The 15467-nt window shown below is 62.2% G+C and carries 19 protein-coding genes and 1 pseudogene; 7 read left to right on the top strand and 13 right to left on the bottom strand.

The features are described from left to right. Positions 1-502 (top strand): IS30 family transposase (locus BCY88_RS30345; RefSeq protein ID WP_120345929.1); only part of this gene is annotated, 502 nt, incomplete at its 5' end. Positions 503-923: 421 nt separating this feature from the next. Here BCY88_RS30345 and BCY88_RS39640 read toward each other — a convergent pair. After that, a complete protein-coding gene (locus tag BCY88_RS39640; RefSeq protein ID WP_147408572.1) occupies positions 924-1142 on the bottom strand; it encodes a hypothetical protein in 219 nt (72 codons plus the stop codon). Positions 1143-1153: 11 nt separating this feature from the next. Between BCY88_RS39640 and BCY88_RS40490 the strand changes: the two genes are divergently transcribed. The 3 genes from BCY88_RS40490 to otsA all read left to right on the top strand — a co-directional run bounded on the left by BCY88_RS40490 (position 1154) and on the right by otsA (position 3387). Then, complete coding sequence (locus BCY88_RS40490) at positions 1154-1384, top strand: hypothetical protein (RefSeq protein WP_120347849.1); 231 nt, start codon at positions 1154-1156, stop codon at positions 1382-1384. Positions 1385-1535: 151 nt separating this feature from the next. After that, positions 1536-1748: a hypothetical protein gene (locus tag BCY88_RS30355; RefSeq protein WP_120347850.1), complete on the top strand. Its 213-nt coding sequence runs from the start codon at positions 1536-1538 to the stop codon at positions 1746-1748. Between the two features lie 211 nt (positions 1749-1959). Then, positions 1960-3387 (top strand): alpha,alpha-trehalose-phosphate synthase (UDP-forming), encoded by a 1428-nt coding sequence (otsA, locus tag BCY88_RS30360; protein ID WP_120347851.1) that lies wholly within the window; start codon positions 1960-1962, stop codon positions 3385-3387. 187 nt (positions 3388-3574) lie between these two features. On the opposite strand, the gene BCY88_RS30365 is transcribed toward otsA, so the two are convergent. The 5 genes from BCY88_RS30365 to BCY88_RS30380 form a co-directional block, all read right to left on the bottom strand. Further along, entirely contained in the window at positions 3575-5014 is a 1440-nt protein-coding gene (locus BCY88_RS30365; RefSeq protein ID WP_120347911.1) for an MFS transporter, read from the bottom strand. A gap of 164 nt (positions 5015-5178) precedes the next feature. Further along, on the bottom strand, positions 5179-5682 hold the full coding sequence (locus BCY88_RS30370; protein ID WP_120347852.1) for a YbhB/YbcL family Raf kinase inhibitor-like protein: 504 nt from the start codon (positions 5680-5682) through the stop codon (positions 5179-5181). Positions 5683-5856: 174 nt separating this feature from the next. Next, complete coding sequence (locus BCY88_RS39970; RefSeq protein WP_183081489.1) at positions 5857-6303, bottom strand: very short patch repair endonuclease; 447 nt, start codon at positions 6301-6303, stop codon at positions 5857-5859. Between the two features lie 30 nt (positions 6304-6333). Then, positions 6334-7617 (bottom strand): DNA (cytosine-5-)-methyltransferase, encoded by a 1284-nt coding sequence (gene dcm, locus BCY88_RS39975; RefSeq protein WP_183081490.1) that lies wholly within the window; start codon positions 7615-7617, stop codon positions 6334-6336. A 270-nt stretch (positions 7618-7887) separates the two neighbouring features. Beyond that, positions 7888-8214, bottom strand: coding sequence for a hypothetical protein (locus tag BCY88_RS30380; protein ID WP_120347853.1), 327 nt, complete (start codon positions 8212-8214; stop codon positions 7888-7890). Positions 8215-8401: 187 nt separating this feature from the next. Here BCY88_RS30380 and BCY88_RS30385 point away from each other — a divergent pair, with 187 nt between their 5' ends. The 3 genes from BCY88_RS30385 (at position 8402) to BCY88_RS30395 (ending at position 9899) form a co-directional block, all read left to right on the top strand. Next, entirely contained in the window at positions 8402-8593 is a 192-nt protein-coding gene (locus BCY88_RS30385) for a CsbD family protein (protein ID WP_120347854.1), read from the top strand. Between the two features lie 147 nt (positions 8594-8740). Next, positions 8741-8962, top strand: coding sequence for a hypothetical protein (locus BCY88_RS30390; protein WP_120347855.1), 222 nt, complete (start codon positions 8741-8743; stop codon positions 8960-8962). 229 nt (positions 8963-9191) lie between these two features. Further along, on the top strand, positions 9192-9899 hold the full coding sequence (locus tag BCY88_RS30395) for a glutathione S-transferase N-terminal domain-containing protein (protein ID WP_120347912.1): 708 nt from the start codon (positions 9192-9194) through the stop codon (positions 9897-9899). Positions 9900-9947: 48 nt separating this feature from the next. Here the strand turns inward: BCY88_RS30395 and BCY88_RS30400 are convergent. From BCY88_RS30400 to BCY88_RS30430, 7 genes and pseudogenes are all read right to left on the bottom strand, one after another. Beyond that, a pseudogene (locus tag BCY88_RS30400) lies at positions 9948-10412 on the bottom strand (porin); the annotation flags it as partial. 144 nt (positions 10413-10556) lie between these two features. After that, the gene (locus tag BCY88_RS30405; RefSeq protein WP_120347857.1) at positions 10557-11741 is read right to left on the bottom strand and encodes a serine hydrolase domain-containing protein; all 1185 of its coding nucleotides are present in this window, start codon (positions 11739-11741) and stop codon (positions 10557-10559) included. A 46-nt stretch (positions 11742-11787) separates the two neighbouring features. Then, positions 11788-12516 (bottom strand): glutamine ABC transporter ATP-binding protein GlnQ, encoded by a 729-nt coding sequence (glnQ, locus tag BCY88_RS30410; RefSeq protein WP_120347858.1) that lies wholly within the window; start codon positions 12514-12516, stop codon positions 11788-11790. Next, on the bottom strand, positions 12513-13169 hold the full coding sequence (locus tag BCY88_RS30415) for an ABC transporter permease subunit (RefSeq protein WP_120347859.1): 657 nt from the start codon (positions 13167-13169) through the stop codon (positions 12513-12515). Before BCY88_RS30415 ends, glnQ begins: the two co-directional genes overlap by 4 nt. After that, on the bottom strand, positions 13166-13918 hold the full coding sequence (locus BCY88_RS30420) for a transporter substrate-binding domain-containing protein (RefSeq protein ID WP_120347860.1): 753 nt from the start codon (positions 13916-13918) through the stop codon (positions 13166-13168). Before BCY88_RS30420 ends, BCY88_RS30415 begins: the two co-directional genes overlap by 4 nt. A gap of 118 nt (positions 13919-14036) precedes the next feature. Next, a complete protein-coding gene (locus BCY88_RS30425; RefSeq protein ID WP_120347861.1) occupies positions 14037-14519 on the bottom strand; it encodes a RidA family protein in 483 nt (160 codons plus the stop codon). Continuing rightward, complete coding sequence (locus BCY88_RS30430) at positions 14516-15427, bottom strand: PhzF family phenazine biosynthesis protein (protein ID WP_120347862.1); 912 nt, start codon at positions 15425-15427, stop codon at positions 14516-14518. The genes BCY88_RS30425 and BCY88_RS30430 overlap by 4 nt, the downstream gene beginning before the upstream one ends. Between the last annotated feature and the right edge of the window lie 40 nt (positions 15428-15467).

Raw genomic sequence — 15467 nt, forward strand, 5'->3', positions numbered from 1 at the left:
CGAAAGACCGGCCGAAGTGGAAGACCGCGCGGTGCCCGGGCATTGGGAAGGCGATCTGCTGGCGGGCTCGAACAACACCTACATAGCCACACTGGTGGAGCGGCACTCGCGTTATGTGATGCTGGTCAAGGTGGCAGGCAAGGACACGGCAAGTGTGGTGTCCGCGCTGATAAAACAGGTGAATAAACTGCCGAAACAACTGCGTGGCTCACTGACATGGGACCGGGGTACCGAGATGGCGAGCCATCGGAACTTCACGATTGCCACGGACGTGCAGGTGTATTTCTGCGACCCGCGAAGTCCATGGCAACGCGGCAGCAACGAGAACACGAATGGGCTGCTGCGTCAGTATTTCCCCAAAGGCAAGCCAGTGGACGGCTATTCGCAGGCAGACCTGAACAAGGTCGCTGCGCAACTGAATGGTCGACCCCGTCAGACCTTGCAATTTATGAACCCTGCTGAAAAACTGGCAGAAACGTTGGGTGTTGCAATGACCGGTTGAATCCGCCGGCTCACCCCGCCAGCTCATAAGCGGGTCCCCCGCACAGTTGCGGTAGTGGCGCATCTGGAATCTGTGCCCTCGCACATTCGGCGGCAGTGACACAGCAGTCATACTTCCGGCGGCGCTGCGCGCGCCGAGATCCATTCCAAAAGACAATCAGTTATGCAAAGCATATCTTGGTTTCCCTGGCAGACCCGTCCGCGACGCACGCAGTGCTGAGTGGGAGCTGACGAATCCTTTGTCACTCACGCGGAGTGTGCGGGGGCACGGATTCCAGATGCACCACTACCGTGGCTGCGCGGGGGACCCGCTTAAGAGTTAGCGGTTTGAGCTGCTTTCTCTTGCCTACTTCTCTTTGCAGCCGGCAAAGAGAAGTAGGTGCCGCCCCGCACAGGGGCAACGCTAATAGACCAATAACAAATCAAGGAAAGGCCAAAGCAGAAGCCAGAAGAAGGAAATGCCAATACCATAAAACCACGGACAAACCAGACCACCAACCAATCAAGAAAAGGCCAAAGCCACAGGCAAACAGACAAAAGGCCAACGCCACAGGCAAACAAACAAAACAAAGCGCCACGCAGGCCAAAAAACCATCCCCCGGCATACCCCTTGCTGCACCAAATTGAAATGCAAAACCCAAGGACAACCACCATGCCGGACTACGCCACCGCCACCGCCACCGCGACAGCCCTCCCGAAACACGCTCACCGCCCCGAGCCCATCGAGCCACCATCACCGCCCCCTGCCGAGCCCGACACGATTCCGAACCCCAGCCCAACACCCGACCCAATCGAACCGGTTGCACCTCCAATCGGCGATCCCCCACCGCAACCCACGCAAACGCCGAGCGCCGCTCAGCGCTCACCCTCAGTGCAACTCTGACACGCCCCACACCCTGAACCCCGGCCCGCCGCATCGATTTTATGTACTTGTTACAAAGCCGGCGCATCTTTTACCGGCAATTTGCCGTAACGACCCCTACACTAAGTGGATGCCGTCCCGATGACGGCGGGCTTCCCCGGAGGCATCGATCATGAGACATCCAGCACTGCGACGCTCCGCGCGCCACGCGAAGCGCGATTCCCGGCCCGGCAGCAGCCAGAACAGCCCAGCCGAGTCCCCAGACCCGGCAGCGCAAAACCGCGTCGCGCCGAATGCGCCGCCAGACGGCGAGCACAACCAGGGCGGCGTGCGTCAGGAAGGGCTGGAGTACCAGCGCGATCTCGGCTCGGAGCAGGACGCCTGAGCCCGCCCGGCGGCCAGTAGCAAGGGTTCCGGTTTCGTCATACAAAGCAGAAAAAAATTCTTCGCAATGCTTCACTGTTGCGTGTTTTTGCTCGCTCGATACATTTGTAACCATTTTTATTTCCAACATCTCAAAAAACGGCACGCGACTTGCATACACCTTAAACGCACATATCCGTATGCAACGAAACAACTGACGAGGTGGAGCACCAATGAGCAGACTGATCGTGGTATCGAATCGTGTGGCGCCAATCCAGGAAGGCCGCCCGGCGGCAGGTGGCCTCGCGATCGGCGTGCTGGACGCATTGAAGGAAACCGGCGGAGTCTGGTTTGGCTGGAGCGGTGAAACGGTGAGCGAGCCGTCCGCTCCGGTGATCGAGAAGCAGGGCAATGTGACATACGCGACGGTGGGCCTGACCAAGCGCGATTACGACCAGTACTACCGCGGCTTTTCGAACGCGACGCTGTGGCCGACGTTCCACTATCGCAACGACCTGTCGCGCTACGATCGGCAGGAGTACGCGGGCTATCAGCGCGTCAACGCGACGCTCGCCAAGCAGCTCAAAGAACTGCTCAAACCCGATGACATCATCTGGGTGCACGACTATCATCTGCTGCCGTTCGCGCGCTGTCTGCGCGAGCTCGGCGTGAAGAATCCAATCGGCTTCTTTCTGCATATTCCCTTTCCAGTTCCAGAAGTACTCCGTACGATTCCGCCGCACGAGGAACTGGTCAAGGCAATGTGCAGCTATGACGTGGTCGGCTTCCAGACCGAGGCGGACCGCCAGTCTTTCGTCGACTTTATCGAGCGCGGCCAGCACGGCACCTCGAGCGAAGACGGCATGGTGCACGCCTGCAACCGCTTCCTGAAAGTGGCGGCCTATCCGATCGGCATCTATCCGGACGCGATCGCCAAGGCCGCCGAACAGTTCACCGACCGCAAGCCGGTGCGCAGCCTGCGTGACGGCATGCGTGGACGCAAGCTGATCATGAGCGTCGACCGGCTCGATTATTCAAAGGGGCTGGTGGAGCGCTTCCAGGCATTCGAACGGCTGCTGCTGAATGCACCGGGTTGGCACGGACGCGTATCGCTGGTGCAAATCGCGCCGCCGACGCGCGCCGATGTACAGACCTATCAGCGCATTCGTCAGACGTTGGAAGGCGAAGCGGGCCGCATCAACGGCCGTTTCGCGCAACTCGACTGGACGCCGATCCAGTACCTGAACCGCAAGTACGAGCGCAATCTGCTGATGGCGCTGTTCCGTCAATCGCAGGTCGGCTATGTGACACCGTTGCGCGACGGCATGAACCTCGTCGCCAAGGAGTACGTTGCATCGCAGGATCCGGCCGATCCCGGGGTACTCGTGTTGTCGCAATTTGCGGGTGCCGCCGAGCAATTGCCGGGCGCGCTGGTCGTCAATCCATTCGATCTGTCGCAGATGGCCGAGGCGCTGGAGCGCGCATTGTCGATGCCGCTCGCCGAACGTCAGGCACGTCATGCGGACATGATGGCGCCGATGCGTGAAAACAATCTGTCGGTCTGGCGCGATACGTTCCTGGACGATCTGCGCAACATCGCGACTGCCTCTTCGGTGACGGCCAAAGCGGTAAAGCTCGCTGACGTGACGGCATCGTCGTAGCCGCATTCGCGGCGGCGCGGCTCCTTCAGGAGTCGCGCATGCTGGTCACGTCGAACTGTTTGGGCGAGGCAGAAACATTGAAAAAGGGCGTGGACCGCGGCATGCGATTCGCGCCCTTGTTGTATGCGGGGACAGTCCTGCAATGATGCCTGTCAGACGCTCACGGCGTCTGCAACCGCTTCTACGCTTACGCCCGCTGCATCACGCGCAAGGTGCTGACCACGGCCGCAACCGCCGAAAAGCACGCGGCAACATACAGCACGATAGTCGGCCCATGCTGCGGCGCGATGCCGAAGATCAATGCGACGAGCGCAGCGCCGAGCGTCTGTCCGGTCAGGCGCGCGGTGCCGAGCATGCCGCTCGCGCCGCCGCTGCGCTCACGCGGCGCGGAAGACAGCATGGTCCGGTTGTTCGGCGACTGGAAGATCCCGAAACCCGCGCCGCACAGCGCCATGCGCCACGCGATCTGCATGGGCTCGGGATGCGCGCCGAGGGTGGCGAGCAGCAGCAGGCCCACCGTCATCGCAGCGAGTCCGATGCCGCCTAGCCAGCCCGACGACACCTTGTCCGACAGCACGCCGGCAATCGGCGCCGCGATGATGATCACCGCCGGCCACGGCGTCATCAGCAAACCGGTATCGACCTGCGAGAAACCGAGCGTGTCCTGCAGCAGAAACGGCAACGACACGAAGGCCAGCATTTGCGCGCAGAACGAACAGACCGAGGTGCCGATCGACAGGGCGAATACCGGAATCCTCAGCAAATCGATCGGCAGCAGCGGCGCGGGCTGGGTCAATTGACGGCGTACGAAGAAGTAGCCGATCACGACCGCGCCGAGTGCTTCCGCGGCGACCCAGCCGATGGACTCGCCGTGGCCGAGACCGTCGACGGCGAAAATCAGCAGGCCGAACACAAACGCGTTCATCACCGCGCTCAGATAGTCGTACGGAGACTCGTGGCCGGGGTTCATCGGCAGCGCCTTGAAGCCGCCGATAATCGCCGCGATTCCGATCGGCACGTTGATCGCGAACAGCCACGGCCAGGAGGCAACGGCGAGCACCCCGGAGGCGATGGTCGGCCCGACTGCCGACGACACCGCCACCACCATCGCGTTGATCGCGACGCCACGTCCCAGTTGCGACGGTGGATAGATCATGCGCACGAGGGCGGTATTCACGCTCATGACGCCCGCCGCGCCGAAGCCCTGGACCACGCGGGCGAGCGCGAGCGTCGGCAGCGAGGTGGATAACGCGCAGCCGAACGACGCCACCGTAAACAGGATCAACCCGGCCAGATAGATGCGCCGGTAGCCAATACGATCGCCGAGCGACGCGAGCGGCAGCAGGGAAATGGTGATGGCGAGCTGGTAGGCGTTGACGACCCAGATCGAGCCGGCTGCGCTCGCATGCAGATTGCGCGCGATGGTGGGCAGCGCCACGTTGGCGATCGCGCTGTCGAGCACCGCCAGCGTGAGGGCGAGGGCGATGACCAGCATGGCCCAGTAGCGTTGCGGAATCGGCAAGCCTTGTTCGGTGCCATCCGCGAATGGTGTGTCGGCGGCGAGTGAGGCAGCGGCGCCGGCACCGGCCGGCATCGGAGTGTCCTTGCGCGATGGTTGTGCGTGCATCGTTATTCTGGATTTGGAGTAGAGCCGCTGATCGATCAAGCGATCAAGCCGATCAAGCGACCCGGCGATGAACCACGCGCGCTGCGTGCGGCCCTGCAAAGACAAGACGATACAGCGACGATGCCGAAGCGCGGCAACCGCGCAACGGCATCGCGTCTCGCGCGTTATTTGAGTTCGTACAGACCAGTGTGGGTGGTCGAATCGAGCTCGTTCAGATGGGTCATGAAACGCGCCACCGCATTGGTGGTCTCCGCGTTGACCGGCAGGTGCGGCACCTTCAGTGCATGCAGGCGGAAGATGTAGCGATGCGTCCTGTCGCCACGCGGCGGCGCGGCGCCGCCGTAGCCGACCGTGCCGTAGTCGTTGCGCACCTGCAGCGCGCCCTGCGGCAGCAGCGAGCCGTCCGCCTTGCCGGCGTTGCGCGGCAGGGAGCGGGCATCGGCCGGAATGTTGACGATAACCCAGTGCCAGAAGCCGCTGCCGGTGGGCGCGTCGGGATCGTGAACGGTGAGTGCGAAGCTTTGGGTGTCGGCCGGCGGCGCGTCCCACTGCAACGCGGGCGAGATGTTCTCGCCGTCCACGCCGAAGGCCTTGTCGTGATATTCGTGGGCTTTCGGCATAAAGCCGTTGGTGGGGAAATCGTCGGACCAGAGACGGAAATCAGCCATGGTGTGCCTCCCTTTCTTAAGCGGTTCTGGGATGGTGGGAGCGTGCGTTTCTGCCGCCGGCCTGCTGTCCGATTTCTGCAGATTCGGCATGCAAAAAATGTCCCAAGCTAGCCAATCGAGTGTATCACCAGCAGCTTCGGGATTCGTTCGAAGCGGGCAGGCTACAGGCAGCTTTCAGCCGCGTTCCTCGAAGTGCGTCGCGTCGCTCTTCAACCACTCGACGAGCCGCTGCAACACACCCTCGATATCGCGATTGGCGCCGCGCAAAGCGCATTCCCATACGACGCCGACGCGCCAGCCGCTCGCGAGCAAGGCCGCTCGAACCTTCTCGTCGTTGCTGCGATTGCGGCCGATCTTGTCGCGCCAGAATTCCGGTCGCGTTTGCGGCCATTTGAAGAGATGACAGTCGTGGCCGTGCCAGAAGCAGCCGTGTACCAGCACAACGGCACGGTAGCGCGGCAGCACGATGTCCGGGCGCCCCGGCAAGTCGCGCGCGTCCAGACGGAAGCGAAAACCCTGGCGATGCAGCAGGCTGCGGATCAGAATTTCCGGTTTGGTATTGCGGCCGCGAATGCCGGACATCATGCGGCTGCGTGTTGCGCTGTCGACGATATCGACCATGGCTAGCGCCCGGATACCGGATCGGGCCGCTCAGGAATAGAGCGAAAGGGCTTGCTTCGAGCCATTGTGCGTTTCCTCGGCGAGCAGGGTTTGCACGTGCGGCAGCATGATGCGCGCCACTTCCCGCATCACCGGCATGACGACGCTGTTGCCGAACTGCCGGTACGCCTGGGTGTCGCTGACCGGAATCCGGAAGGTATCGGGAAAGCCCATCAACCGGGCGCATTCACGCGGCGTCAGGCGCCGCGGCCGCAGCTGTTCGCCCTGATAGACGAGAATTTCCGAGCCATCCTTGTGATAACGCGCGGAAAGGGTACGCGTGACACTGTCGGGATACGCCATGCCGAAACCAAAGCCGTTTCCCGCCGCGCGATGCTTTGCTGCGTAGTTTTGCAGATAGGTCCAGAGATTCGGCGTGAGCGTGTACTTCGGCTGCACGCGTTTGGCGGCGTGGTCGAAGAACCGGTCGTGGTCCCACGGCAGCACCGGCTCGCTACCGTCGGTGCGATGCAGGATCGAGCCGAGGCGCGGACCGCTTTCCGGCAGACGCAGATCGTCCCACGAGAACGACGTCTTGCCGCGAAAGCCGACGATGATGATGCGCTCCCTGTGCTGCGGCGTGAAATGCTGGCCGTCGACCACGCGGTAGTGCACTTCGTAGCCGAGTTCGTCGCGCAGGGTTTGCAGGATCACGTCGAAGGTACGGCCCTTGTCATGCGAGAGCAGATTCTTCACGTTTTCGAGCAGGAACGCGGCGGGCCGTTTTGCCGCGATGATCCGCGCGACGTCGAAAAACAGCGTGCCTTGCGTCGTGCATTCGAATCCGTGCGGGCGGCCCAGCGCGTTTTTCTTGCTGACGCCCGCGATCGAAAACGGCTGGCACGGAAAGCCGCCGAGCAGCACGTCGTGGCTCGGCACTTCTTCGGCGGGAAACGAAACAATGTCGCCGATCAGTGCGTGCTCGCTGTCGGGCGGGTAGTTCTCGCGATAGGTCTTGGTGGAGAAATCGTTCCACTCACTCGTGAACACGCAGTCGCCGCCGTGCGCCTCGAAACCCATGCGAATGCCGCCAATGCCGGCAAACAGATCGATAAAGCGGAATTGGGCGCCATGCGTTGCCGCGCCGGCTTTCTCCCGGCCGCTGCTGTGCAGCAGATCGCGCAAGGCCGGTTCGAGCATGGACGGGCACGGCGTTTCGCCCTTTTCCCAGCGGCGCACCGTCTTGATGTCCTTACCGACGTGCGCTGCGATTTCGCGTTGGGTAAAGCGGGCGCGGGCCTGTTTGAGCAGGTCGAGCGGTGCGGCGACGGTCACGGAAGTCCTTGCTGGGAATTTTTGCGGACATTATGACCTAAGGTCGTCCCTTTTTCCTATTTTTGCCGCCGAAGTCAGGAAATCTCCCGTAACGCGCAGACCGCTTTCGTCTAAACGCGACTGTCACAGTTGGACGTGTAGGCTGGCGGTGTGACGCGAATTCCCCGCGTTGCGACGTGTTCAGGCCGCGACAGGATTCGCGGCCTTTTTTTAACGGGAAGAAGTTGGACGAGGCGGCGCAGAAGGCCGGCCATCAAGGCTTGTAGCGGATCAGATATGAGGGTGGGCGGTCACGGCGTGCAATGGCGGGCGCGGCGTAACGGTTGCCGGGGGCAGTTCATCCCATGCGGGCTGGGCGCTCGCCTCGAACTGATCGAGCTGCAGCAGGAGGCTATCTACCCCGCATAGTTGCGCATGGGACAACTGGCCCGTGTCGAGCAACTGGTGCAGGCGCTTGCGCCAGTAGGTGGCGGGCAGAATCGGGCCGCCCAGATCACCGTGTAAAGACGGCCGCATGACGCGCCCGATATGCGCGATGTCCTGATCGATCAGCGTTGCCTGGGTCGACCCCGCCAGCTTGATGAGTGTGCGTTCCATAGCCCCTCCATGGCTCCTTTACGGCAAGCTGCGGCAGGACTTTAGGGCATTTTGAAAATATTTTTTGTGGCCGGCTTGACGAGTCAAAACGCATGCAAAACGGTAGGCGCCGGGTGCGGGCACACCCGTTGCTGAATCGGGATACTGGCGCAACCTCGCGCCGGCATTTCAGATATCGGAGCCGAGCATGAACAAGGATCAAGTCAAGGGCGTGGGCGAGCAGATCAAGGGCAAGGTCAACGAAACCGTCGGTAAAGCGACCAACAACCCGGGTAAGGAGCTCAAGGGCGACCTCCAGCAAGCCGCCGGCAAAGTGCAAAAGGCTTATGGCGATGCCAAGGAAGACGCCAAGGACAAGGCAAAGCACAACGCGCCGTAATTCGGCTCGCGGTGTTGCCTGACGGGGGAGGCGCTTCGGCGCCTTTTTTTGTTTCCGCCTGGGAGTAACCCGGGTTCGCCGTCGCGGACGCTCCGTGCACCCTGCGCCGCCTTTAGACTTGGCGCATCCAACCCGGAGGAGACGCCCATGACACCCGAAAAAGTGCTTTCGATGTTCGAGCGGCAGTACCTGCAGGGCAAAGCGCCCGTCGACCTCGAAACCACCTGTGCAAGTTTTGCCACCTGGCTGGCAGCGACGTGGGAGCAACTTGGCGACGAGCAAAGGATCCTGCTGCTGACGGTCGGCGCGGTGCTGTGGCGCGAAGGATATGACCTGCGCGCCGGTACGGCGACCAAGGACTTGTGGTGAGCCTGGGCGTCGCCTTGCTTTTGGCGGCTAGGAAAGCGCGTTGATTGTTGGGTGCTCACGGGTGCCCACCTTCGTGCCGGGGTTTGAGTCGGTCCAGTACGCGTTGTGCCGAGTCGGTTTATATTTGGCGGTCGCGCGTTCGGGTCTTTCGTTTCGGCCTGCTGGCCGATCGCGGATTCCCGATTCCGTTTTCCAGCCGAAGCTCTCGCACAAGGGTTACACCATCACCATGACCGATCTCTCCGCCTTCCCGATCACGAAGAAATGGCCTGCCGAGCATCCGGACCGGATTCAGCTGTATTCGCTGCCGACGCCCAACGGCGTGAAGGTGTCGATCATGCTCGAAGAGACCGGTCTGCCCTATGAGCCGCACCTTGTGCGCTTCGATACGAACGATCAGATGTCGGCCGAGTTTGTTTCGCTGAATCCGAACAACAAGATTCCGGCGATCATCGATCCGAACGGCCCTGGTGGCAAGCCGCTGCCGCTGTTCGAATCCGGTGCGATTCTGATTTACCTGGCGGACAAGAGCGGCAAATTGATGCCGCAGGATGCCGCCGGCCGTTATGAAGCGATCCAGTGGGTGATGTTCCAGATGGGCGGCATCGGCCCGATGTTCGGCCAGGTTGGCTTCTTCCACAAATTCGCCGGCAAGGAGTACGAAGACAAGCGCCCGCGCGACCGTTACATCGCTGAGTCGAAACGTCTGCTTGCGGTGCTGGATCGGCAGCTCGAAGGGCGCGACTGGATTCTGGGCGATGCGTACTCGATCGCCGATATCGCGACTTTCCCGTGGGTGCGTAATCTGATCGGCTTCTACGAAGCAGGGGACCTGGTCGGGATCGACGACTTCGCGAATGTGAAGCGCGTGCTGGCGGCGTTCGTTGCGCGTCCGGCGGTGGCTCGGGGATTGGAGATTCCGAAGCGGCCGGCTTGAAGAGGGGCCGCGCGCATCTCAAGCGGTGCGTGCGGCCAGCTAGCTTTGGCGGAAATCCCAATCCGTGTTGTCGTTGTCAAATGGCGTTGCGCCGACGTCTCCTGCCCAGTTACCCGCTGCGGTAATAGCGCTGAATATGTCGATGGTCGGGTCATACTGGCGGCCAAGGGTTAGTGTTCCATATTGCTGCGAGGAGAGGCCTATATATGCCTGCCGACCAAAGATTCGTCCGTCCCGGGCGAGCGCGCCGTTGCTGGCATTAAAGCCGCTCTCCAGCCGAAAGACCGCGCTCACTCCGCCACCCAGAGATTCGTTGCCCTTGATGCCCCAGCGGCTGCCCACGACGTCGCCGCTCTGAATCTTGTAGGCCGGGCCATCACCGCCGTTGTTTGTGAAGTTAATACCTTCCTCGATCAGGCCATACATTGTCACGCTGCTTTGGGCATGCGCCCCCGCGCTGACAAGCGCCAAACTACCCGCCAATTTCCATATCAAACGTTTCTCGACTTTCATGGCTCTTCGTCCGATTCAGTGTTAATTCGTTGGATGCAAGGACCTGGCGATCAATGCCAAAGAGACGCACTACTCCGGTACTCATCAACATTCATGATTAGTTATACGAATTTGTGTGTCGACGCGAAATTCCGCGTCACCGATTCACGCCATCGCTGCGATTGCGTCGAACAAGGCGAGGTGCTGGGCCTTCACATCGTTATTGGTCGGCTTCGGTTGTGAGGAAAACTTGGCGATCACAGTTTCCCGTAGCGGGTCGATGTATAGCCACTGGCCGTGAATTCCGATCGCGAAGCAGGCTCCACTGGCATTGCCGACCTGGTACCACTTGTTGCGGTACTTGCCGTTCGGCAACCAATCGGCGAAATTCCCCTGTTGCCACGCCTCGATGCTCCCGCCGGTCAGCGTATCTTTTATCCAGTCGGCGGGTATCAGGCTGCGTCCGCCGACAGTGCCGCCGAGGCGCACCAACTCGCCAATCCTCGCCAGATCGCGCACGGTCATGCACAGGCCACCGCCCGAACGCGCGGTGCCGGCGAGGTCCACCGTCACGCAGCCGTCGTGTCGTAGACCCAGCGGTTGCCACAGACGCGTGGCCGCGAAGTCGGCGTAGCGCTTGCCCGAGGCACGTTCGATCACGAGGCCGAGCACGTCCGAGTTGGGGGAGCAGTAATGGAACGGACCGCCATGTTCTCCCGCGCCTTTGGGCAGCGAAGCGAGGAAGCCGATTACCGTCTCAGGTTCCTCACCGTCCCGTCGAGGATCCAGCAGACCGGCCCGGCGATAGCGGGCATAGACGCCGTTCGGGTCCAGATAGTCTTCGTTGAACGCGAGGCTGGTGCGCATATCCAGCACGTGCCTGACGCGTGCGTCGCCAAATGCCGAGGGTGCGAGTTCCGGCACGTAATGCGCAACTGGGGCGTCGGGGTCGAGAAGGCCGTCTCCTACGAGCATACCGGCGAGCAGGCCCGCGACGGACTTGCTGGCCGAAAACAGGATGTGGCGGCTCTGCAGGGTAAAGTGCGGCGCGTGGAAATCAGCGACAAAGCGCCCGGCTCGCATCACCGTGATGGCATCGGTCGAGGTCTCGCGGAGAATCGCCGCGACCTTGCAGCGTTCGCCGTCGAGTACGAATTCGTGTTCGGTCAGCGCGGCGGCATCGACCTTGGGTTCTTCGGCGAGACCGGATGTGGCCGGAATGCGCGCCGTCGGAATCAATTCGTGGACATGGCGAAAGGCCCAGACGTTCCAGGGCGCCTCACGCCAGTTGTCGTGCTGGACGCTGTCCCGGCGAAAGCCGTAGTCGCTTTCGAAATGTGAAGAAATCATATTGGCTGCGCACTCCTATGGCGGGCAATCGTGAATCGTGAAAGCATCAATGAACGTGCTGCAGGAACTCTCGGAAGCGCTCTCCCGGCGGCGTCGACAGCATCTCGACGGGCTTGCCGTCGTGCACCACGCGGCCGGCTTCCATGAACAGCAGGCGCGAACCCACGCGTTGCGCAAAACCCATTTCGTGAGTGACCACGACCATCGTCATGCCCTCGCTCGCGAGCGTCTGCATGACCTTGAGCACTTCCTGGCGCAACTCCGGGTCCAGCGCCGAAGTTGGCTCGTCAAACAGCATCAGCTTTGGCTGGACGGCAAGCGCTCGCGCGATTGCGACGCGCTGCTGCTGACCGCCGGACAGCTGTGACGGATAGTGATGCATCCGATCCGACAGACCGACTTTTTGCAGCAGCGCGGCGGCTATCTCGCGCGCCTGCGCCCGCGTTTGGCCGCGGGCCCGGATCGGCCCGAACATGACGTTCTGCATCGCCGTCAGGTTTGGAAACAGATTGAACTGCTGGAACACCATGCCGGCTTCCAGCCTGATGCGCCTGACGTCACGCGAGGAACCCAGCACGCTGATGTCGTCGACACGCAAGTCGCCGTCGCTGATTTTTTCGAGTCCGTTGATGCAGCGGAGCATCGTCGACTTACCGGACCCGGAGGGGCCGACGATCACCACGACTTCTCCTCGTTCGATCGCGAGATCGAGTGGATGCAGCACGACGTGGGCGCCGAAGCGCTTGGACGTTTGTTGAAATTCGATCATGCTCATGGCAGACGTACTCTCCGTTCCAGGACTTGCAGACCCAGCGCGAGCAGGCTGATCACAATCAGGTAGATGATCGCCACCGCGGTCCAGATTTCCACCGCCCGAAAGTTCTCGGCCATGATCTCCTGCCCTCGCCGGGTCAGTTCGCCGACACCGATGACGAGAAAGATGGAGGTGTCCTTGACCAGACTGACGAATTGGTTGCCCATCGCCGGCAGCGCGCGCCGAAAGGCAATTGGCGTGATGACATGAGCCAGCACGGTGCGAAAGGGGAGGCCCATCGCGAGACCGGCCTCGCGCAGGCCGAACGGCACACCGTCGAGCGCGCCACGGACGATCTCCGCGTTATAGGCCCCCGAGTTGACGATCAAGGTGATGATGGCGGCGCTGGTCGCGCTAATGCGTATGCCCATCATGATCGGTAATGCGAAGTAGATGAACATCACCTGAACCACGATTGGCGTGCCGCGGATCAGCGCGACATAGACCTGCGCCGGGATGACGGCGAGCCGGCCGCCATAGGTCAGCGCCACGCCCGTGAGGATGCCGAGCGCGACACCCCCCGGCAGTCCGGCCAGAGCGATCACGATGGTGAGCCGAAGGCCTTGCAGAAGGTCCGGCAGTGCGGCAATGACGGCTGCCCAGTCAAAGCTCATGCCGACGCCTCGCCGAACCATTTCCGGTTGAGCGCCTGGAGCCGGCCGTCGCTCCTCATGGCGGCGAGCTGAAGATTGGCCGCGGCGACGAGCGGGCTGCCCTTCTGGAAGCCGATGCCGACGTCAAGTCCTTCCAGCGCCGGCAGTATCACCCTGACCTTGTTCTTGCCTGCGGTATTGGCGTAGTAGAGGAGTTGGGGTTTGTCGTAGACGACCGCATCGGTGCGGCCGGCTTCCAGTGCCAACAGCGCGCTGTTGATGCCGGGCAACTGATCGAGCGTGACGTCCTTGATGTGCTCCCTGATGTATCCGACTGCCACCGTGCCGGTTTCGGTGCCGATGCGTTTGCCGGCGAGATCGGCCGGAGAGTGGATGGTGGTGTTGTCGATGCGGGTCAGCGCGATCAGGCCGCTTTTATAGTAGGGATCGGAAAAATCGATAACCTGCTGACGCTCCGGTTTGATGAAGAGTTGCGACACCACGGCGTCGATGTTGCGAGTTTGAAGCGCCGGGATCAGCGCGCCGAACTCCATCGGTTGCAGGCGCCATTTGCGGTTCAGGCCTTTCGCGATCTCGCTCCAGACTTCGACGTCGAAGCCGCTATAAGTGTCGCCTTGCTTGAATGCGAACGGGGGCGAGCCGACGTTGGAGCCGACGATCAGTTCTGCGTCAGCGGCCCGAACGGTACGGGACAGCAGGAGAGCGGGCGCGGCTGCGAGGCTGAGTTGCAACAGTTGACGGCGATTCATGATGCTTCCTCCACGGTAAGGGAATCGTGCCGGTCCTGCCGTTTCCTGGGCGGTCCGGTGTTTGTTATGACGAGGCGTTTCGTTGTGGTCCGGTATGAATGCCGACGCCGACGGTGTCCTACGGGCGTAGACGCAACTCGGGTGTCAGCGCGACAGTGAGTTCGATTTCGAGCAGGCCGTTGCCCGGCAAGCTGGCGACGCCGAGGGCTGATCTCGCGTGGCGGCCGTTTTCGCCGAAGATTTCGTGCAGCACGCTGGAGGCTTCATCCATGACCCGGCTGTGGTCCACGAAGTCGGGCACGGCATTGACGAAGCCGCGCAGGAACAGAATGCGTCCGACCGCGGTCGTGGCCGGCAGCGTTGCAACGAGCACGCTCAGCGCGCGCAACACGCACGTTCGAGCCGCGCGCCTGATGACGTGGTGCGGCGTATCACGATCGACGGGGCCGACGATGACCTCGTCGCCGACACGGCTAACCTGGCCGCTGATGTAAGCGATGCCATCGTGGATCACCGCACCGACGTAGGCGCCGCGGGGCGATGGCGGAGGTGGCAGCGCCATGCCCAACTGCGCTAGCCGGGCGACGACGTCGGTCGTCATGACGAGGCCCCGGCGTGCGCTTCGAAGCGAACCGGGCCGCCAAGCCAGCAGCCGTCCGGGCGGGCGTGCTCGAGACCGGAGTCGAGACTGAAGCGCACGGAGATTTGCGACGGGCGTTTCATCGCGCGTCCCTGGCGAATCGTGATGGTCCGCTCGGACGCTTCCACCATGCCGTTGGCGAGCAGACCAAATGAGAGTGCAGAGGCCGCGATCCCGGTGGCCGCATCCTCCGGATAACCCGAGGCGCGCGGAAACTGCCGGGCGTCGAAGATCTGCCGGTCCGCGTCGAAGGCGGCGTAGGGGTAGAGGCCGGTGGAGCCGATGCGCTCGCACAGCGCCTCAATTTTCTCGTAGCGCGGTTGAAGGGCGTCGAGGTCGGCGGTGCCGGCGAGCGGAATCAGCGTCTTGACCCGGCTTGTGCAGGCGTTCTGAATCGGCAGGGGGGCCAACTGCGCGGCGCTGATGTTGAGCACGTCGAGAATCTCATCCCGGCTGAGTAACGCCTCCGGTAATGGCTCGATACGGCCCGTGGGTTGTGAAATCTCGACCGCCGCGCCTTCCGCCTGGCTCCCTGTCACGCGGATCCTGACCTGACCGCTGCGGGTCTGGATGGTCAGCCGGTCGCGCTGCAAGCGCCCGGTTTGATGGAGCAGCCAGACCGCGCCGACCGTGGCGTGTCCGCACATCGGCATCTCGTGATTGGGGACCCAGAAGCGAAATTCATAGTCGCAGCCGGAGTCGGGCGGCGCCGGTAACACAAAGCCGCTTTCATGACCGTAGTGCCGGGCCACCTCCTGCATGTCCGCGTCTGACATGCCCGCGGCATCGACCACGATGGGCGCCGGGTTTCCGCCATTGGGACCTGCGACAAACACGCTGACGAGTGCGACTGTGTGGCGCTGAGACATGACCGTATGAACCCCGCTGACCGGAGAGTTGTTTCAATCC

It is taken from the genome of Paraburkholderia fungorum, from assembly GCF_003610895.1.
GTDB classification, from domain to species: Bacteria; Pseudomonadota; Gammaproteobacteria; order Burkholderiales; family Burkholderiaceae; genus Paraburkholderia; species Paraburkholderia fungorum_B.